The sequence below is a fragment of the Mycobacterium kiyosense genome (assembly GCA_021654635.1).
GTDB lineage: Bacteria > Actinomycetota > Actinomycetes > Mycobacteriales > Mycobacteriaceae > Mycobacterium > Mycobacterium kiyosense.
Genome location: AP025179.1, coordinates 1,068,021 through 1,086,359, shown reverse-complemented (window position 1 = coordinate 1,086,359; position 18,339 = coordinate 1,068,021). Strand labels below are relative to the sequence as shown.

Genomic DNA, 18,339 nt, shown 5'->3' with positions numbered 1-18,339 from the left:
GCCCCACCCGTACGGTGGAAACCGTGAGATTCTCCATCGCGATTCCCCAACTGGGTACCGACGACTTCGATACCACCGGGTTGCGGGACTATCTGGTGCGCGCCGAGGAACTCGGCTTCGAGGGCGGCTGGACCCTGGAGCAGGCCATCGGGGAGTCGGCGTTGCTTGCGCCGCTGGAGGTGCTGGCCTTCGCCGCGGCCTGCACCCGGCGTATGCGACTGGGCGTCGCGGTCATGGTGACCTCGCTACACGATCCGCTGCAGCTGGCCGCCGCCGTGACCGCCGTCGACCGGCTCAGCAACGGCCGGCTGGACCTCGGTGTGGTGGCCGGCGGTGGGTCCCGCAAGTTCGGCGCCTTCGGCGTCGAAAAGGCCACGCACGTAAGCTATTTCACCGAAGGCTTGGAGCTGATGCGAGCCGCCTGGTCCGATCAGCCCAGGATCACGTTCCACGGTCGCTTCCGCGAGCTCGACGATCTTCCGATCCAGCCCAAGCCGGTGCAGCGCCCGCATCCGCCGATCTGGTTCGGCGGTCACGCACCCGCGGCGCTGGCCCGGGCGGTTCGGCTCGGGGACGCGTTCATCGGGGCCGGGTCGGCCACCACTGAGGCGTTCGCCGACGCCGTGGCCATCGTGCGCCGCGAACTCGACGCGCAGCACAAGGACCCGGCGGGCTTCACCATCGCCAAGCGGGTGTACGTGGTCGTCGACGACGACACCGAACGGGCCCGCGAGCGTGCGCTGGCCGGACTGCGACGCATCTACGGCGAGCGGCCCGACCTGGACACGGTCGCGGTGGCCGGCAACGCCGCGCGGGTCGCCGGCGAGCTGTCCCGGGTGATGTACGCGGGCGCGCAGATGCTCCTGCTAAACCCGCTCGGCGCGAACGTCGCGCAGGACCGCGAGCAGATGGAACGCCTTGCGCTGGAAGTGATCTCGCGGCTGGGCTAGAGCTCGGTGGCGGAGCCGCCGGCGGCGGTGATCTTGTCCCGCGCGCTGCCGCTGAACTTGTGCGCGGTCAGGTCGACCTTGGCGGACAACTTGCCGTCGCCGAGCACCTTGACCAGAGAGTTCTTGCGCACGGCGCCCTTGGCCACCAACTCGTCGATGCCGACGGTGCCGCCCTCGGGGAACAGCCGGTCGATGTCACCGACATTGACCACCTGGTACTCGGTGCGGAACCGGTTACGGAAACCCTTCAGCTTGGGCAGCCGCATGTGGATGGGCATCTGCCCACCCTCGAAGGTTGCCGGCACGTTCTTGCGCGCCTTCGTACCCTTGGTGCCGCGACCCGCGGTCTTCCCCTTGGATCCTTCACCACGGCCGACTCGGGTGCGCGCGGTCTTCGACCCGGGCGCGGGCTTCAAGTCGTGGAGCTTGATGGTCACTTGGCCTCCTCCACCTCAACGAGGTGCTGCACAACCGCGATCAGGCCGCGGGTCTGTGCGTTGTCGTCGCGGATCACCGAGTGGCGAATCTTGCGCAGGCCCAGCGTGCGCAGGCTCTCGCGCTGCTTCCAGCGCGCCCCGATGGTGCTGCGCACCTGGGTGATCTTCAGTTGACTCATGGCTGGGTAGCCTCCCGGGCCGCAGCCGCGGCCATCGCATCGCTTTCCCGGCGCGCCTTGAGCATGCCGGCCGGGGCGACGTCCTCGATGGGCAGACCGCGCCGGGCGGCCACCTCCTCGGGACGCTGCAACATCTTCAGTGCCGCGACGGTGGCGTGCACCACGTTGATCGCGTTGTCACTGCCCAGCGACTTGGCCAGGATGTCGTGCACGCCGGCGCATTCCAGCACCGCACGCGCGGCACCGCCGGCGATCACCCCGGTACCGGGGCTGGCCGGGCGCAGCAGCACCACACCGGCGGCGGCTTCGCCCTGCACCGGGTGAGTGATGGTGCCGCGGATCAGCGGAACCCGGAAGAAGCCCTTGCGGGCCTCCTCGACACCCTTGGCGATGGCGGCCGGAACTTCCTTGGCCTTGCCGTAGCCGACGCCGACCATGCCGTTGCCGTCACCCACGATGACCAGGGCGGTGAAGCTGAATCGCCGACCACCCTTGACCACCTTGGAGACACGGTTGATCGCGACGACCCGCTCGAGGTAGTTGCTCTTGTCGCCGTCGCGGTCGCGGTCGCGGCCACCACGGCCACCGCCGTCGCGGCGTCCCCGGCCGTCCCGCCCGTCGCGCGAGTCGCGGCTGTCGGACCCCCCGGTTATCCGTCGGGCTCCCAGCGGATTGTTCCGCCATTATGCGGTCCTTCCGTTCATCAGGCTTGCGTGGTTCATCAGAATCGCAATCCGTTCTCGCGCGCGGCATCGGCCAGAGCCGCGATTCGTCCACCGTAGGTGTAGCCGCCGCGGTCGAAGACCACGGAGTCGACGCCGGCGGCCTTGGCCCGCTCCGCGATCAACTGGCCCACCCGCACGCTACGGGCTTTCTTGTCTCCATCCACGCCGCGGACGTCTGCTTCGATCGACGAAGCAGCGGCCACCGTGGTGCCGTCGAGGTCGTTGACCAGCTGCACGTGAATGTGCCGCGACGAGCGGTTCACCACCAAGCGGGGACGCTCGGCGGTACCGGAGACCTTCTTGCGCAGCCGTGCGTGCCTGCGCAGCCGGGACACCCGCCGAGTCGCGGATACGTTCTGCCCCACCGGCTTACGCGCATCGGATGCAGCCTGTGATTGCGCCATGACTACTTACCTGTCTTTCCGACCTTGCGGCGGATCTGCTCGCCCTCGTAGCGCACGCCCTTGCCCTTGTACGGGTCGGGACGGCGCAGACGACGGATGTTCGCCGAGATTTGGCCGACCTTCTGCTTGTCGATGCCAGAGATCGTGAACTTGGTGGGAGCCTGCACCGCGAAAGTGATGCCTTCCGGCGCCTCGATCACCACCGGGTGGCTGTATCCCAGCGCGAACTCCAAGTTGGAACCCTTGAGTTGCACGCGGTAGCCGACGCCGTGGATCTCCATCTTGGTCGTGTAACCCTCGGTCACGCCGGTGACCAGGTTGGCCACCAGGGTGCGGGACAGCCCGTGCAGCGAGCGGTTGCGCCGCTCGTCGTCCGGACGGGAGACCACGATCGAGCCGGCGTCGTTGCGCGACACCGTGATCGGGTCGGCCACCGTCAGCGCCAGGGTGCCCTTGGGCCCCTTGACCGAGACGTTCTGGCCCTCGATGGTTACGTCGACTCCGGCGGGGACCGGAACCGGCTGCTTTCCAATACGCGACATGTTTGCCTACCCCCTTACCAGACGTACGCGAGGACTTCGCCGCCCACGCCCTGCCTGGCCGCCTGACGGTCGGTCAGCAGACCCGACGACGTCGAGATGATCGCCACACCGAGGCCACCGAGGACCCGCGGCAGGTTAGTGGACTTCGCGTAGACCCGCAGACCGGGCTTGGAGACGCGCTTGAGGCCCGCGATGCTGCGTTCCCGGCTCGGCCCGTACTTCAGCTGCACCACCAGGGACTTGCCCACCCGGGCGTCCTCGGTCCGGAAGTCGGTGATGTAGCCCTCGTTCTTGAGGATCTCGGCGATGTTGGCCTTGATCTTCGAGTGCGGCAGGCTCACTTCGTCGTGGTACGCCGAGTTGGCGTTGCGCAGGCGGGTCAAGAAGTCTGCGATCGGATCCGTCATAGTCATTTTGGTTTAGTCCCTGTGTCCCGTCACCAGCTGCTCTTCTGCACGCCGGGCAGCTCACCCGCGTGCGCCATCTCGCGCAAGCAGATCCGGCACAACCCGAACTTGCGGAACACCGCGCGCGGGCGACCACACTTGCTGCAGCGTGTGTAGCCGCGCACCGCGAACTTCGGCTTGCGCGCGGCCTTGTTGACCAGTGCCTTCTTCGCCATCTGCTCAGTTCTCCTTGAAGGGAAAGCCGAGGGCCCGCAACAGCGCTCGTCCTTCGTCGTCGTTCGTCGCCGAGGTGACGACGCTGATGTCCATGCCGCGGACCCGGTCGATTTTGTCCACGTCGATCTCGTGGAACACCGACTGCTCGGCCAGGCCGAAGGTGTAGTTGCCGACACCGTCGAATTGCTTGGGCGACAAGCCGCGGAAGTCACGAATACGGGGCAGCGCGATCGAGGTGAGCCGGTCGAGGAACTCCCACATCCGGTCGCCGCGCAGTGTCACCCGGGCACCGATCGGCATGCCCTCGCGCAATTTGAACTGTGCAATGGACTTGCGCGCCTTGCGGATCTCGGGCCGCTGCCCGGTGATCAGGCCGAGGTCGTTGACCGCGCCGTTGATCAGCTTCGCGTCGCGGGCGGCGTCGCCCACGCCCATGTTGACCACGACCTTGGTGACGGTCGGGATCTGCATGACGTTGCGGTAACCGAACTGCTTGTGCAGCGCATCGCGAATCTCGTTGCGGTAGCGCTCTTTCAGGCGCGGCTGAGTTTTCTCTGCAGTGGTCATCAGATGTCCTTGCCGTTGCGCTTGGAGATGCGGACGCGCTTGCCGGTCTCCTCGTCGACCCGGTAGCCGACGCGGGTGGGCTTGCCGTCGGAGTCGACCACCATCACGTTGGAGACGTGGATGGGCGCTTCCTGGGTGACGATGCCGCCCGAACGCGCGCCGCGCTGGTTGGTCGAGATCGCCGTGTGCTTCTTGATCCGGTTCACACCTTCGACCAGCACCCGGTTGCGGTCCGGGTAGGCCTGGATGACCTTGCCCTTGGCGCCCTTGTCTTTGCCCGCGATCACCAGCACGGTGTCGCCTTTGTGGACCTTCACCTACAACACCTCCGGGGCGAGCGAGATGATCTTCATGAACCGCTTCTCGCGCAGTTCGCGACCGACCGGCCCGAAGATGCGGGTGCCGCGCGGGTCGTTGTCGGGCTTGATGATCACCGCGGCGTTTTCGTCGAACTTGATGTAGCTGCCGTCCGGACGGCGGCGCTCCTTGACGGTGCGGACCACGACGGCCTTGACGACGTCCCCGCGCTTGACGTTGCCACCGGGGATGGCATCTTTGACGGTCGCGACGATCACGTCACCGATGCCGGCGTACCGTCGCGACGAGCCACCGAGCACCCGGATGCACAAGATCTCCTTGGCGCCCGTGTTGTCGGCGACCTTGAGCCGCGATTCCTGCTGAATCACTCGATCTCCTGACCTGGTTTCGCGTGTGCACGGCAAGCGAAAACCAGCTCAAGTGAGCACCCTGCCGTGCGCGGTCTTTATCGCCGAAGGGCACGCGGGGCCGGCTTTGCTTGACGCACAGCCAGCCGAGGTCTGCCCAAGGCAACCCCTAGAGTCTAGGGGACAGCCTGCTCAGCACCAAATTGCGGTCAGTCACCCTGCCGGTGCCAGGCGACGATATAGAGGACCAGCGCCGTCGCCAACCCGATCAGCACCCAGATCACCACGGCCTGGTCCACCCAGGAGCCGGGCGGCGGTGAACCGGGAAGAATATTGCGCAGCGGCACCACGGCGAAGAGCATCGCCGCGTACCAGGTGGAGAACGGCGGCAGGAACTTGCGCCGGCCACTGGCCATCTGGATTGCCACGAACAGCGCCAGCGTCGGCAGGGCGATCAGCACCAGACAGATGCCGAGGTCGAACACCAACGGCCCCTTGGCCCGCTTGATGGTGATGATGACGTTGTCGGGACGGTTGGGGTCGTGGCTGTCCCGCCCGACCCGGGTCGCGGTGACGTCCCAGCCTTCCAGCACCCCGGTCACCTCTACCCGGGCAGGCTTGTACTGCCGCCCCTCCCCCGTCCCCACCAGCACGTCAGCCTGGATGGTGTCGGTCTTGTAGCCGTCGAACGGCCAGTCACCGGGATCGCCGTGGGCCGGGATGGTGGTCGCGACCTGTGCCGGCGACTTGCCCACCGGATACTGCAGATCGCCGAGGTCGTTCTGCGGAAAGAAGCGCACCGAGGTGTCCGTGGTGAGCACGTTGAGCCGTTTGTCGATCATCGAATCATCGGGCATCACAAGCACTTTGACGTCAAGGCGATGCTCGGCGGGGTGCAGTTGCTCGATCCGCACCAGCACCACGCTGTTGTCCGCGGTGCTCACGTCGGGGTCCGGCAGCGGTCCCGGTGTGGTGGCCAGCCAGTGGTAACCGAACAACGACAGCAGATAGACCAGGGCAACCCCGATCACCATGCAGATGTCGAACGCCAGATGGCGGCGGCGCCGCCGGCGCTTGGATTCGGCCGCCGATCGCCGCGGCGGGGCCTCGACCGGGGACTGCTGGGGGCTGCGCGCGGGCAGCGCGAGCGTGTCGGACAGCTCGGCCGACAACGCCAGGTCCCTCTGAACTGTCACGGAGCGTGATGTTAGCAACGTAGGTGTTTGCTGGCAGCTTGTGAAGCGATGCGCTACGCGCCCGTAACAATGCGCGTCACCAGCGTTAACAGCAGGACACCCCGGTACGGATTCCGGTTCGCCGCGTTTGGCGGCACGCGAGGTCAGTCGCCCTGTCGCACCCAGGCGAAGATGTACAGGCTCATCGCCGTCACCAGGCCGATCAGCACCCACTGCACGATGGCCTGGTCGATCCAGGACCCCGGCGGTGGGGCGCCCGGAAGGATGTTGCGCAGCGGGACGATCGCGAACAGGTTGGCGGCGTACCACGTCGCGAACGGGGGTAGGAACTTTCTCTTACCCATCGCCATCGGGACGGCCACCAACAACGCCAAGGTCGGCAGGGCGATCAGCACCAGGCAGATGCCCAGGTCGAAAATCAGCGGCCCTTTCGCCCTCTTGAACGTGATCACGACGTCCCCGTTGTCCGTCCCGCGGGAAGTCGGCAGCATGGCGGCGTGCCTGCGGTTGACGCTGACATCCCAGCCGTCCAGCCCGCCGGTCACCTCGACCCGGGCGGGCACCTTGCGCACGTTGTCGCCGGAGCCGACGAACGCGTCGGCGGCGATCGGCTCGGTGCGGTAGGAATCGAACGGCCAGTTACCGGGGTCGCCGTGCGCCTCGACGGTGGTGGTGAGCTGTGCCGGCGCCTTACCTTTCGGGTAGTGCAGGTCGCCCAGGTCGCTCGTCGGATAAAGGCGCACGGCGACGTCAGTGGCCAGCACGTCGTAGCGATTGTCGTACAACGAAATGCCCGGGTAGACAAGCACATTCACTGTCAAGCGGTTGGCGACCGGCTTGAGTTCCTCCAGCCGCAGCTGCACGATCGTGGCATCGCTGCCACCCTGGCTCAGATCCAGCGGCGGCAGCGGACCTTCCGATTTCTGCAGATAGTGCACGCCCACCAGCGACAGCGCATAGACGATCGCCATGACCGCCAAGACGCTGACACCGATCACGACGCGGCGCTGGTGCGCTTTCTGCGCCGCCCGCTGCTTGGCGATCTTCTTGTCCGACTTGCGCGCCGCCTCGGGAGGTTTCGCCGGTTTCTCGGGTTTCTGCTCGGTTTCCGCCGACTCGGTAGGGGGCGCCTCGGTGGTCACTGAGCATCTCCGTTCGGCTCCGGCATGCCCGATCCGGCTTGTCGGCACGACACGGGCACTGATGCTAGCGAACCCGAATGCGCCTGGCGCAGCTACCGATTGCGGTTCACCCGCAATACATCTGGCCGTAATCCGGCGGTCGATGCGGCAGCTGGGCAAAGCGCGTCCGGGCAGGGGCCGCAAAGCGGCCGGGACACCAGAGATTCATCCGGTTCCGGAGTCCGGTTCACCTGCTGTTCGCTTCCGGGCCGGTTGGACAGTCATATATCGCAATATGAATCGAACTCGGGCCGCCGTGCCGTTGCTCGCCGCAATGGCATTGGCACTGTCGGCGTGCGACAACGCCCCGGCCACCCTGCCTTACGTCAGTGGCGCGAAGGTGGACTGTGGCGGTAAGCAGACGCTGGCTGCGAGCGGCTCGACCGCGCAGGCCCACGCGATGACCCGCTTCGTCAGCGCGTACCACAAAGCCTGCCCCGATCAGACGCTGAACTACAACGCCAACGGGTCGGGTGCCGGAATCACCGAATTCCTCTCCGGGAAAACAGATTTCGCAGGTTCGGACACGCCGCTGTCGGCGGAGCAGTATGCCGCGGCCAAAGTGCGCTGCGGTGGCGCCGACGCGTGGAACCTGCCGGTGGTTTTCGGCCCGCTGGCCATCACCTACAACCTGGCCAACGTGGACACGCTGGTGCTCGACGGGCCCACCCTGGCCAAGATCTTCAACGGCACCATCACCCGCTGGGACGACCCGGCCCTCACCGCACTCAACGCGTCCATGCCCGCCGAGGAGATTCGCGTCGTCTACCGCAACGACGCATCCGGCACCACCGAGAACTTCCAGTCCTATCTGCAGGCCGCCTCCGGCGGGGTCTGGCAGCAAGGCACGGGTAAGAAGTTCCACGGCGACGTCGGCGTCGGCGCCACCGGCAACAAGGGCACTTCGGAGTTGGTCAGATCCACCGAAGGCTCGATCAGCTATAACGAACTGTCCTTCGCCCTCGAGCAAGGCCTGTACGCCGCCGAGATCAAGACGCCGGCCAGCCGCAGGTCGCTGCGGCCGGTACGGATCGGCACCGACACGGTGGGCAAGACCATCACCGCCGCCAAGATCGTCGGAACCGGCAACGACCTGGTGCTCGACATCTCGTCGTTCTACAACCCCGCCCACCCCGACGTGTACCCCATCGTCCTGGCCACCTACGAGATCGTGTGCTCCCGATACCCCACGGCCGAGGTCGCCCAAGCGGTAAAGGCCTTCTTACAGGCCGCAATTGGGCCGGGACAGGTCGACCTGAACAAGTCCGGTTACATCCCGCTGTCGCCCGCATTCCAGGCGAGGGTCTCCGAAGCGGTCGACGCGATCAGCGCGGTCGGTGGCTCGATCCCGTCGGATTGACCGCTCAGTCCGACTGTTTTCGGTAGGCCATGATGAACAGCGTCATCGCCACGATCAGCGCCAGCAGCACCCACAACGTGATGGCCTGGTCGACCCACGAACCCTCCGGCGGCTTGCCGGGGAAGATATTTCGCAACGGGACCACCGCGAAGAGCATCGCGGCAAACCAGGACACGAACGGTGGCAGGAACTTCTTCTTGCCCAGGACCATCGGGATGGACACCCACAGCGCCAGCGCCGGTAGCGAGACCAGGACCAAGATGATGCCGATATCGAAGATCAGCGTGCTCTTGGACCTTTGCAGGGTGATGATCACATCGTCCGGGCGGGGATCTTCGTCACCCGGGGACTGAACCCGGCGCAGGCTGACGTCCCAGCCGCCGACCGAACCCGTGATTTCGACACGGGCATCTTCCACGGTGCGGTTGTCAGCCGTCCCGGCGAAAACCTCGGCGGAGATCTTCGGAGTCCGGTAGGTGTCGAAAGGCCAGTTGGCGGGATCGCCCTCGGCGTCGATATAGGTGGTCTGCTGCGCCGGCGCCTTGCCGACCGGATACACCAGGTCGCCGAGGTCGTTCTCGGGGAACATTCGCACCGTGACGTCCTGGGCCAGCACGTAGTACTTCGGGTTGATCAGGTTTTTCTGCGGCTTGACGAGCACACTGACCTTCAGCCGGTTGTTGACCGTGTCCAGCTCCTCCAGCTTCACCTGCACCACGGTGTTGTCGCTGGTGTCCAGGTTCGGCTGCTCCATCTCCTCCGCCGAGGTGGCCAGCAGGTGGACGCCGTATAGCGAGAGCACATAGACCACCACGACGGCCAACAGCACGCCGAGGTCGATGATGATCCGTCTCCCCCGCGACGGGGACTTCGGCGCCGGCGGCCCCGACGGGGGTGTCGGCGGCGGGCCCGACGGTTGTGTAGGCGGCGGTGCGGGCGGGGCCTGGTGGCTCATCTGGTCGCGGCCTTTCGATCTGGGGGTGTACCGGCGAAACTCACACATTAACCGCAGGCCTACGGCGGAGCGAGAGATACGCGAATTTCGTTACCCTGTTGCCGAATCCGCCACGCACCGGAACCCGATGTGGGTGGTCGCGGTGTCCTGTGACTGCGGCGACCGCGCCGCCGGCCGGTACCGGTGGCAGTATTCCGGCGCGCACAGGTGCGAGCCGCCCTTGAGTGTTTGGCTGATCGCCGGGTCGGCGGGGCCGGTCGGGGCACAGCACGCCTTCGGCGGCTGATCCAATCGATGGTGGGCACTGAATTCCGTTGTGGTCCATTCCCATACGTTGCCGATCATGTCGACCAGACCGAAACGGTTGGGCGCAAAAATGCCGACCGGTGAGGTGCCGACCCAGCCCAGCGCACCGTCGTTGCGGTACGGGAACCGGCCCTGCCAGGTGTTGGCCATCAGCTCCCCGCCGGGCTTCTCGTCCTCGCCCCAGGAGTAGACCCCCGTCGCCCCGGCCCGCGCGGCGTACTCCCACTCGGCCTCGGTCGGCAACCGGCGGCCCGCCCACCGCGCATAGGCCGCGGCGTCCGGATAGGCGATCTGCACGACGGGATGATCGGCCCTGTCGCCGATGTCGCTGCCGGGCCCGAAGGGGTTGCGCCAACAGGCGCCGGGCGCCCAATCCCACCATTGCCGCCAGTCCCGCAGGTCGACCGGCCCCGCGGTGGGTCGAAACACCATCGCCCCCGGTGTCAGGTCGCCGGGATCGGCTCCCGGATACAGCGCGGGGTCCAGCGGCTGCTCGGCGACCGTCACATAGCCTGTGGCGGCGACGAATTCGGCGAACTGCGCATTGGTCACCGGGTGCCGCTCGATCGCGAAGGCCGCCACGGCCACGGTGTGGATCGGCGCCTCTTCGGGGTAGAAGCTCGTCGAGCCCATGCGGAAGGTCCCGCCGGGCAGCTCGATCAACTCGGTCAGCACAGCATCAGGGTATGACGACCCCGAACTCCTGGGTCAGGGCCCAGCGTCGCCGCGCGGCACACCGCCGACTCAGTCTCGCGAAAAGGCAAGCGCGATATCTTTTTCCACGTCCTGGTAGGGGCGCCCGGACAAATCCACGGTGACCTGGGCGATGGAGGCCCCGGTCAGCTTGAACGGCGCCTTGTAGCGGCTGGACACACTGGACCCGCCGTTGCGTCCCACCGTGATTCCTGCGCCGGCGAGCCCGAACGTACCCGGGTGGCTGACCACGTCGGCCAGTGTTCCCACCGGGTGGTCGTCGAAGTACAACGTCAGGTCGCCGAGGGGGGTGTGGCTGTTCTCGACCGTGCCACTGCGTTCGTAGCGGACGCCGAAGACGTGTCTGCCCAGCGGGATCGGGCCGTTGGAGGAAACCAGTTGCTGGCGTTCACCGAGGAAGTTGTACACGTAGTGCAAGCGACCGTCCTGGAAAAACAGCACGTGCCCGCCGTGCGCGCCGCCGTGTTTGAACAAGACCCCTTCGGCGCCGGTGCTGTCCACCGTCACGTCGGCCAGCACGGCGAACGAACGGCCGCGGAGCTCCACGGCGGCGCCCAGGCCCACGTCGGCGCAGTCCGGGTAGTAGACGTAGCTGTTGCGGTCGCCGGCCAGACTGGGCCGGTACCTGCTCAGCGTCTCCATCAGGTTCAGATCGGCCAGCGGCAGCCCGTTGTACTTGTCGGCTTCAGCAAACCACAGTGCCTTGAGTTCCTCGAGTTTGTCCGGGTGCTCGGCGGCCACGTCGTGGCACTGGCTGCGGTCGGCCTCGATGTGGAACAGCTCCCAGCGGTCCCGGTCGAAATGCGACCAGCCCGCCGGGGAGGCGGCGTGCAACGTGTTGGCGAACCAGCCCTCATGCCAGATCCCGCGGGTGCCCAGCATGGCGTAGAACTGGGTCGTCTTACCGGTGTCGGCGGCCGGGTCATCCAGGGCCGCTTTGAAACTCACGCCGTCCAGCGGCTTCTGCGGAATGCCCTTGACGGTGTCCGGCGGGGTTATCCCCAGCAGGTCATAGACGGTCGGGGTGATGTCGCAGACGTTGATGTAGTTGTCACGAACCTCGCCGTGGGCGGCAATACCGTTGGGCCAGGAGATGATTGCGGTGTCAGCGATCCCGCCCTCGTGCGACGCGTAGCGCTTGAAAAGCTTGTAGGGCGTGTTGAAGGCCATCGCCCAACCGATCGGATAGTGATTGTAGGTCTCGGGTCCGCCGAGGTGGTCGAAGACCTTCATGCTCTCCTCCACGGTGTCGATATAACCGTTGAAGAACTTGCCCTCGTTGACCGAACCGTTCGGCCCACCCTCGCCGCTGGCGCCGTTGTCGGAGATCACCACGATGATGGTGTTGTCCAGCTGACCGGACTCCTCCAAATAGTCCAGGATGCGACCGATCTGGGCGTCGGTATAGCTCAGGAAGCCGGCGAACACCTCGGCCATGCGAGCGAACAGCTTCTTCTCTTCGTCGTCGAGGGAGTCCCACGGCCGCACCGTGTCCTGCAGTGGCCAGGGCTCCCCGTTGGGGCCCTTGATGTCGAGATAGGGGTTCATCGGCGACAACTCGGTATCGGCGGGCACCACCCCCATCGCCTTCATCTTCTCCAGCGTGATCTCGCGGTACTTCTCATAACCCATGTCGAAGACACCGCGGTACTTGTCGGCCCACTCGGAGAACACGTGGTGCGGCGCGTGCCCGGCGCCGGGGCAGACATAACTGAACCACGGCTTGTCGGGGGCGATCACCTTGGCGTCGCGGATGAATTCAATTGCCTTGTCCGCGATATCTTTTGACAGGTGGTAACCGTCCTCGGGGGTGCCGGGCGGGTTCACCGGGTGGTTGTCGTACACCAGGTCCGGGTACCACTGGTCGGTCTCGCCGCCCAGGAAGCCGTAAAAGCGTTCGAAACCGCGCGCCAGCGGCCAGTGCCGCTTGGTCGCGGCCAAGCTGGACTCTTCCAGCGGGGTCAGATGCCACTTCCCCACGCAGTAGGTGTTGTATCCGCGCTCGTTGAGCACCTCGGAGAGCAGCGCGGTGTCGAGGGGGATGCGGCCGTTGCAGTTCGGGAAGCCGTCGGTGAATTCTTCGATGGTGGCCATACCGACGGTCGTCGCGTTGCGTCCGGTCAGCAGCGACGCCCGGGTGGGCGAGCACAACGCCGTGGTGTGGAACTGCGACAACCGCACCCCGCGTTCGGCGATGCGCGCCATCGCGGGCATCTCGACCAGACCCCCGAAGCAGTCCCAGGTCGCGATTCCGGTGTCGTCCCACACCACGTAGAGGACGTTCGGTGAGTTCTCCGGCGCGGTCGGCGCCGCGTAGGGACCCCAATCCGCCTCGGAATCGCGGATATCGAGCGCGATCTTGCCCTGAAACTCGGTCGACCCTGTCATGCCTGCCCGCCTCACTCCCGTAATGACCCATCGAACATCGCGTGCGAGATTACACCCGCGCACACGCTAGTGGCCGGACCGATGAAAACCCTGAGAAAACGCCTCAGCGCAGCTGCCCGGCCAGAATCGGCCGATTCGGCGCGTCCGCGGGCCGTCACGAAGACTTCCGCCGGGATACCGAAAAATTCCGAAAAACATTGGTAGACAGTCTTTCCCGACCCCGAGGACGGTGCGCAGCAGGTGCACTCCGTGGGACCCGGAATCTACGTCATGGTTGCTCGACCCGCGGGACGCGCGAATCGCTGACGCCCAAGTTACTGCCGTCACGCGTGCCGCGGACTCCACCGATCCGGCCGAATCAGGTTGATTCGCGCTCCCCCGATCGGGGGAGGCCCGCGCCGGCCGGTTGGGCCCGGCGCTGCCTGACACTGCCGCCTGCCGCCTGCCCTCAGCCCGCGATCGGCGTGTAATGCGCTGAGTCACTGGTGAATTCGGGCTTGCCGTAGGTCGCCAACCGGAGCTTCAGCAGCCTGATGATGTACGCGTCGACGATCTGACGCAGTGCCGGGATCCGGGCGGCGCGGTTGACCGCCAGGAACCGGCCGGCGATGAACGGTCCGGTCAGCGCGATGCGCACCCGATCCGCCAGCCCGATCGAGACACCCATGCCGGCGGCGACGGCGCGGTCGCCGTTGCAGAACGCCCGCACGAAAGTCTCCTTGCTGTAGCTCTTCTCGACCGCCTCGGCCGCCCGGTCGAACAACGTGGTGTCGGGCCGCAGGTAGGCGTCCATCGTGGAGTCGACGAGTTCGCGGCACACCGAATCGAAGCCGTCGCGCAGCATCGCGGCGCGGGCGTGCATGACATGCACGGTGTCGACGGGCGTGGTGGGCAGCAACTCCTCCGGCAGACCGAGCAGAAAGCAGCGGTAGCGCCCGAATTCGACCAGCGCCCGTTCCTCGTCGTTGAACTCCGTGCGCCCCTGCCGCAACACCTGCTGCGAGGTCAGATACTGCCCGATCATCCCGGCCGGCATCTGGTCGACCTGCGGGACCGGCACTCCATAAATGGCGGTGTCCCACTTTTCGGACTTCTTCAGCGCGTTGTACCGGACCATCGAGTGCATCAACCGGACCATCGCGGCCGCCTCGAACCCCGGGCCGAAGCGCTGCAGCGCGCCGGGCAGGGTGGTGACCGCGAAGAAGCTGGCCGTCTCGTTGACCCGCCGTGCGGCGCGGCGACCCGAGAGCGCACCGGTCAGGCCCATCGGCAGCGCGGCGTAGGTGTTGGTGAAGGTCGCGATGAAGGCACCGCGCGTGATGAAGTGGGCCAGCAGCGCCGCGGCGATGCGCGCGCTCCGGGCGCCCTCCTCCACCAGGTCGAGGTTGATCCAGTCCGGGGTGGCTTCCATGGCGGCGAGGAACGCCCGCAACTCGTCCGGCGCGTCGGGCACCGCCTCGATGCCCTGCCGGCAGGCCGTCTTGAGCATGTCGATCAGCTCCGCCACGCTGTAGCGGCTCATCAGGGCCGCATACGGGTCCGCCACGACGTCGCCGAGCATGGTGGCCGTTTCCATCAATTCGCGGATGCGGTCGTCCTGCAGGATCGACTCACGGTCGCCCACCCACCGGGGCAGCGCCGACTTGTCCTCGGGATCCTCGGTCAGGCGGTACGGGTGTTCGTCAAAGTTGATGTCGCCGTAGAGATCTGGCTGCAACTCGCGCTGGCTTGCGACCCGCTGGGCGAGCTCCGGGAAATACGCGACCATCAAGAAACCCCTGACGTAAATGACAAGTTGTGAGCAATACTCACAAAGTGTTAGTTATGCTGTCAAGCGTGACTCCCGCCACTAAGGATGTGCCGAAGCGGCGCATGACCGCCGAAAGCCGGCGTGAGCAGATCCTTGACATCACCCACGCCATCGTGGACGCCGAAGGGTTTCATGCCGCGACACCGAACCGTGTCGCCGCGGCAGCCGGTATCAACCGATCATTGATCTACCAGCAGTTCGGTGGGCCGGCGGGCCTGTTCGTCGCGTTGATCGACCGGGAAGCCGGGCGCGCCGGCGGACAGTTCTTCGAGGCGATCAGCGGCCTGGGCGAGCCCAGCGCACAGAATCAGACGTTGGTGCGCGCACTCGACGGCGTGCTGGCCGCCGTGGACACCCATCCGGCGACGTGGCGGTTGTTCTTGTTCCCACCGCAGGGCGCGCCGCCGGAACTGCATACCCGGCTGGCTCAATCCCAGGAACTGGTGCGGGAATTCCTGACCGCCGAACTACTACGCAGCAACCCGGATCTGCACGATCCCGAATTCACCGCTCGGATCCTCTACGCCGCCGGCCGCGAACTGCTGCAGCTACGACTCAGCGACCCCGAAAACGCCACCCGGGAAAGGTTGCGCAGCTTCCTGCACAACCTGCGCGCCGACCTTATCGGCCCGCGCCGATAGCTACTTGGCCTTCTCGAGAATCTCGACGAGCCGCCAGCGCTTGGTCGCCGACAGCGGACGCGTCTCCATCAGCGAGACGCGGTCGCCGATGCCGGCGATGCCGTTCTCGTCGTGCGCCTTGACCTTCGTGGTGGTCCGAATGATCTTGCCGTACAACGGGTGCCGAACGCGGTCTTCGAGCTCGACGACGATCGTCTTCTGCATCTTGTCGCTCACCACGTAGCCGATGCGCGTCTTACGACGGCCACGGGGCTTGGGTGTGGCCGGAGAGTGTTCTTGGGGCCCTTCTCCTTCGGCGCGCCGTCCGCCGCCTTGGATGCCGTGGCCTTCTTCGCGTCAGTCTTAGCCTCTGCCATCACGATTCCTTCACGCGTCCTTCTCGTCGGCAACATCGGAACCGTCCGGCCCGGATGCCAAACCCAGCTCTCTTTCGCGCAGCACGGTGTAGACGCGCGCGATCTCCTGGCGCACGACACGCAGCCGGCGGTTGTTGCTCAGCTGGCCGGTCGCCATCTGGAAGCGCAGGTTGAACAGCTCTTCCTTGGACTCGCGAACCCGCTCCTGCAACTCTTCGTCGGTGAGCTCACGCAGTTCGCCAGGGGGAAACTCCCACTGCCATCAGAACTGCTCCTCTCGGGTAACGATGCGTGCCTTGATCGGCAGCTTGTGGATCGCACGGGTGAGTGCCGCCCGAGCGGTCTGCTCGTTGGGGTAGCTCAATTCGAAGAGCACCCGGCCCGGCTTGACGTTGACAACCCACCATTCCGGCGAACCCTTACCCGAACCCATCCGGGTCTCGGCGGGCTTCTTGGTCAGCGGACGGTCCGGGAAGATGTTGATCCACACCTTGCCGCCACGCTTGATGTGCCGGTTGATGGCGATACGAGCGGACTCGATCTGCCGGTTGGTGACGTAGGCGTGCTCGAGGGCCTGAATGCCGTAGTCACCGAAGTTCACCGTGGTGCCGCCGCTGGCGATGCCACGCTGCCGGGGGTGATGCTGCTTGCGGTGTTTGACCTTACGGGGAATCAACATGATTCAGCTCTCCGTGCTCTGCGCTTCGGCGGGCGCCGCGGCTGCACTGTCTGCCGCGGGCGTCGCTGCGCTCTCTTCACCACCGGCGGCGCGGCCGGCGTCGGTGCCCGTCGCCGTGGTGCCCGAGGCACCGCTGCGACGCGGGCGGGTGCCCGAGGGACGTTCGCGACGCGGACGGTCGGCGCCGGCCGGCGCGGCGGCGGCCAGCTCACGCTTACCGCCGACGATGTCGCCCTTGTAAATCCACACCTTCACGCCGATCCGGCCGAAGGTGGTCTTGGCTTCGTAGAGGCCGTAGTCGATGTCGGCACGCAGCGTGTGCAGCGGAACCCGGCCTTCGCGGTAGAACTCCGAGCGGCTCATCTCCGCGCCGCCGAGGCGGCCCGAGCACTGCACCCGGATGCCCTTCACGTTCGGCTGACGCATGGCCGACTGGATGGCCTTGCGCATCGCCCGGCGGAACGCCACCCGGTTGCTGAGCTGCTCCGCGACGCCCTGGGCCACCAATTGTGCTTGCGACTCAGGGTTTTTCACCTCGAGGATATTGAGCTGAACCTGCTTGCCGGTCAGCTTCTCCAGGTCGGCGCGGATGCGGTCGGCCTCGGTGCCGCGACGGCCGATGACGATGCCCGGGCGTGCGGTGTGGATGTCCACCCGAACCCGGTCGCGAGTCCGCTCGATCTCCACGTCGGCGATGCCGGCGCGCTCCAGTCCGGTGGACAGCAGACGCCGGATCGCGACGTCCTCCTTGACGTACTCGGCGTACTGCTTGTCGGCGTACCAGCGCGACTTCCAGTCGGTGGTGATGCCCAGCCGGAAGCCGTGCGGATTGATCTTCTGGCCCACTAGTCTGAGCCTCCCTTCGCTTGCGCAGCCTCAGACGTCTTGGCCTCGGGTGCGGCCTTCTTGGCCGCGGGCGCCTTGGTAGCGGCCTTCTTGGCGCCGGAAGCCGGCCCGGCCTTGGTGGCGGCCTTGCTGCCCTCGGCGCGCCGGGTCCGTGCGGACTTCGAAGAACGCTGGTCCTTGCTCGGCCGGCTCTCCACGATCACGGTGATGTGGCTGGTGCGGCGGCGGATCCGGAAGGCACGCCCCTGGGCACGCGGCCGGATGCGCTTGGCCGTCGGGCCCTCGTCGGCGTACACCGTCGCGACCACCAGAGTGGCGGGGTCGAGTCCGTTGTTGTTCTGGGCGTTGGCCGCGGCACTGGCGATCACCTTGGCCACCGGCTCGCTGGCCGCCTGCGGCGCCCAGCGCAGAATGTCGAGCGCGTCGGTCACCGAGCGGCCACGCACCAGGTCGATCACCCGGCGCGCCTTGCGAGGCGACACCCGGACAAACCGCGCCTTGGCGGTCGCCGACGGATATTCGGTAGTGGTAGTCATCGCCGCTTGCTCTTCCGGTCGTCCTTGATGTGTCCCTTGAAGGTGCGCGTCGGGGCGAACTCGCCGAGCTTGTGACCCACCATCGACTCGGTGACGAACACCGGAACATGCTTGCGGCCGTCGTGCACCGCGAAGGTGTGGCCGATGAAGTCCGGAATGATGGTCGAACGACGCGACCAGGTCTTGATGACCTGCTTGGTGTTCTTCTCGTTCTGCACGTCGACCTTCTTGAGCAGATGGTCGTCGACGAACGGGCCCTTCTTCAGGCTGCGTGGCATG

General features: G+C 66.3%; 23 protein-coding genes and 2 pseudogenes. 3 read left to right on the top strand and 22 right to left on the bottom strand.

The features are described 5' to 3' along the window. The first annotated feature begins 23 nt into the window (after positions 1-23). Positions 24-950, top strand: a complete 927-nt coding sequence (locus L6444_RS05150; RefSeq protein ID WP_236981190.1) for an LLM class flavin-dependent oxidoreductase — start codon at positions 24-26, stop codon at positions 948-950. Here L6444_RS05150 and rplO read toward each other — a convergent pair. The 12 genes from rplO to L6444_RS05090 form a co-directional block, all read right to left on the bottom strand. Then, entirely contained in the window at positions 947-1,387 is a 441-nt protein-coding gene (rplO, locus tag L6444_RS05145) for a 50S ribosomal protein L15 (RefSeq protein WP_236981188.1), read from the bottom strand. The two genes, L6444_RS05150 and rplO, sit on opposite strands and share 4 nt — an antisense overlap. After that, a complete protein-coding gene (rpmD, locus tag L6444_RS05140) occupies positions 1,384-1,566 on the bottom strand; it encodes a 50S ribosomal protein L30 (protein WP_236981186.1) in 183 nt (60 codons plus the stop codon). Before rpmD ends, rplO begins: the two co-directional genes overlap by 4 nt. Beyond that, a complete protein-coding gene (gene rpsE, locus L6444_RS05135) occupies positions 1,563-2,234 on the bottom strand; it encodes a 30S ribosomal protein S5 (RefSeq protein ID WP_236983822.1) in 672 nt (223 codons plus the stop codon). Before rpsE ends, rpmD begins: the two co-directional genes overlap by 4 nt. 53 nt (positions 2,235-2,287) lie before the next feature. Then, the gene (rplR, locus tag L6444_RS05130) at positions 2,288-2,656 is read right to left on the bottom strand and encodes a 50S ribosomal protein L18 (protein ID WP_236983820.1); all 369 of its coding nucleotides are present in this window, start codon (positions 2,654-2,656) and stop codon (positions 2,288-2,290) included. A gap of 41 nt (positions 2,657-2,697) precedes the next feature. Then, positions 2,698-3,237, bottom strand: a complete 540-nt coding sequence (gene rplF, locus L6444_RS05125) for a 50S ribosomal protein L6 (RefSeq protein WP_236981185.1) — start codon at positions 3,235-3,237, stop codon at positions 2,698-2,700. 14 nt (positions 3,238-3,251) lie between these two features. Continuing rightward, positions 3,252-3,650 (bottom strand): 30S ribosomal protein S8, encoded by a 399-nt coding sequence (gene rpsH, locus L6444_RS05120; protein ID WP_236981183.1) that lies wholly within the window; start codon positions 3,648-3,650, stop codon positions 3,252-3,254. Between the two features lie 23 nt (positions 3,651-3,673). Further along, positions 3,674-3,859, bottom strand: coding sequence for a type Z 30S ribosomal protein S14 (locus L6444_RS05115; RefSeq protein ID WP_011739072.1), 186 nt, complete (start codon positions 3,857-3,859; stop codon positions 3,674-3,676). A gap of 4 nt (positions 3,860-3,863) precedes the next feature. Next, a complete protein-coding gene (gene rplE / locus L6444_RS05110; RefSeq protein WP_236981181.1) occupies positions 3,864-4,427 on the bottom strand; it encodes a 50S ribosomal protein L5 in 564 nt (187 codons plus the stop codon). Next, positions 4,427-4,744, bottom strand: coding sequence for a 50S ribosomal protein L24 (gene rplX / locus L6444_RS05105; protein WP_236981179.1), 318 nt, complete (start codon positions 4,742-4,744; stop codon positions 4,427-4,429). The genes rplE and rplX overlap by 1 nt, the downstream gene beginning before the upstream one ends. After that, positions 4,745-5,113, bottom strand: a complete 369-nt coding sequence (rplN, locus tag L6444_RS05100) for a 50S ribosomal protein L14 (protein WP_003403649.1) — start codon at positions 5,111-5,113, stop codon at positions 4,745-4,747. 188 nt (positions 5,114-5,301) lie between these two features. Beyond that, a complete protein-coding gene (locus L6444_RS05095; protein WP_236983819.1) occupies positions 5,302-6,126 on the bottom strand; it encodes a DUF4436 domain-containing protein in 825 nt (274 codons plus the stop codon). 305 nt (positions 6,127-6,431) lie between these two features. Then, the gene (locus L6444_RS05090; protein ID WP_236983818.1) at positions 6,432-7,259 is read right to left on the bottom strand and encodes a DUF4436 domain-containing protein; all 828 of its coding nucleotides are present in this window, start codon (positions 7,257-7,259) and stop codon (positions 6,432-6,434) included. Between the two features lie 445 nt (positions 7,260-7,704). On the opposite strand from L6444_RS05090, the gene pstS reads away from it, so the two are divergent. Continuing rightward, positions 7,705-8,829, top strand: coding sequence for a phosphate ABC transporter substrate-binding protein PstS (pstS, locus tag L6444_RS05085; protein ID WP_236981177.1), 1,125 nt, complete (start codon positions 7,705-7,707; stop codon positions 8,827-8,829). A 4-nt stretch (positions 8,830-8,833) separates the two neighbouring features. On the opposite strand, the gene L6444_RS05080 is transcribed toward pstS, so the two are convergent. The 4 genes from L6444_RS05080 to L6444_RS05065 all read right to left on the bottom strand — a co-directional run bounded on the left by L6444_RS05080 (position 8,834) and on the right by L6444_RS05065 (position 14,960). Further along, positions 8,834-9,784, bottom strand: a complete 951-nt coding sequence (locus tag L6444_RS05080; RefSeq protein WP_236981175.1) for a DUF4436 domain-containing protein — start codon at positions 9,782-9,784, stop codon at positions 8,834-8,836. Positions 9,785-9,874: 90 nt separating this feature from the next. Then, complete coding sequence (locus tag L6444_RS05075; RefSeq protein ID WP_236981173.1) at positions 9,875-10,765, bottom strand: formylglycine-generating enzyme family protein; 891 nt, start codon at positions 10,763-10,765, stop codon at positions 9,875-9,877. A gap of 69 nt (positions 10,766-10,834) precedes the next feature. Continuing rightward, the gene (locus L6444_RS05070; RefSeq protein WP_236981171.1) at positions 10,835-13,192 is read right to left on the bottom strand and encodes an arylsulfatase; all 2,358 of its coding nucleotides are present in this window, start codon (positions 13,190-13,192) and stop codon (positions 10,835-10,837) included. Between the two features lie 448 nt (positions 13,193-13,640). Further along, entirely contained in the window at positions 13,641-14,960 is a 1,320-nt protein-coding gene (locus L6444_RS05065; RefSeq protein WP_236981169.1) for an oxygenase MpaB family protein, read from the bottom strand. Positions 14,961-15,064: 104 nt separating this feature from the next. On the opposite strand from L6444_RS05065, the gene L6444_RS05060 reads away from it, so the two are divergent. Beyond that, positions 15,065-15,643 carry a TetR/AcrR family transcriptional regulator gene (locus tag L6444_RS05060; protein WP_236983817.1) on the top strand — a complete coding sequence of 193 codons (579 nt, stop codon included), beginning with the start codon at positions 15,065-15,067 and terminating at the stop codon, positions 15,641-15,643. Here the strand turns inward: L6444_RS05060 and rpsQ are convergent. The 6 genes and pseudogenes from rpsQ to rpsS form a co-directional block, all read right to left on the bottom strand. Then, a pseudogene (rpsQ, locus tag L6444_RS05055) lies at positions 15,644-16,002 on the bottom strand (30S ribosomal protein S17). It abuts the gene before it with no gap. Between the two features lie 7 nt (positions 16,003-16,009). Continuing rightward, a pseudogene (gene rpmC / locus L6444_RS05050) lies at positions 16,010-16,262 on the bottom strand (50S ribosomal protein L29). Next, positions 16,262-16,678, bottom strand: coding sequence for a 50S ribosomal protein L16 (gene rplP, locus L6444_RS05045; RefSeq protein ID WP_047313519.1), 417 nt, complete (start codon positions 16,676-16,678; stop codon positions 16,262-16,264). The pseudogene rpmC and the gene rplP overlap by 1 nt, the downstream one beginning before the upstream one ends. A 3-nt stretch (positions 16,679-16,681) precedes the next feature. Further along, positions 16,682-17,524: a 30S ribosomal protein S3 gene (gene rpsC, locus L6444_RS05040; RefSeq protein ID WP_236981161.1), complete on the bottom strand. Its 843-nt coding sequence runs from the start codon at positions 17,522-17,524 to the stop codon at positions 16,682-16,684. Further along, positions 17,524-18,060, bottom strand: coding sequence for a 50S ribosomal protein L22 (gene rplV / locus L6444_RS05035; RefSeq protein WP_236981159.1), 537 nt, complete (start codon positions 18,058-18,060; stop codon positions 17,524-17,526). Before rplV ends, rpsC begins: the two co-directional genes overlap by 1 nt. Then, positions 18,057-18,338, bottom strand: a complete 282-nt coding sequence (gene rpsS, locus L6444_RS05030; protein WP_011739061.1) for a 30S ribosomal protein S19 — start codon at positions 18,336-18,338, stop codon at positions 18,057-18,059. The genes rplV and rpsS overlap by 4 nt, the downstream gene beginning before the upstream one ends. Between the last annotated feature and the right edge of the window lies 1 nt (position 18,339).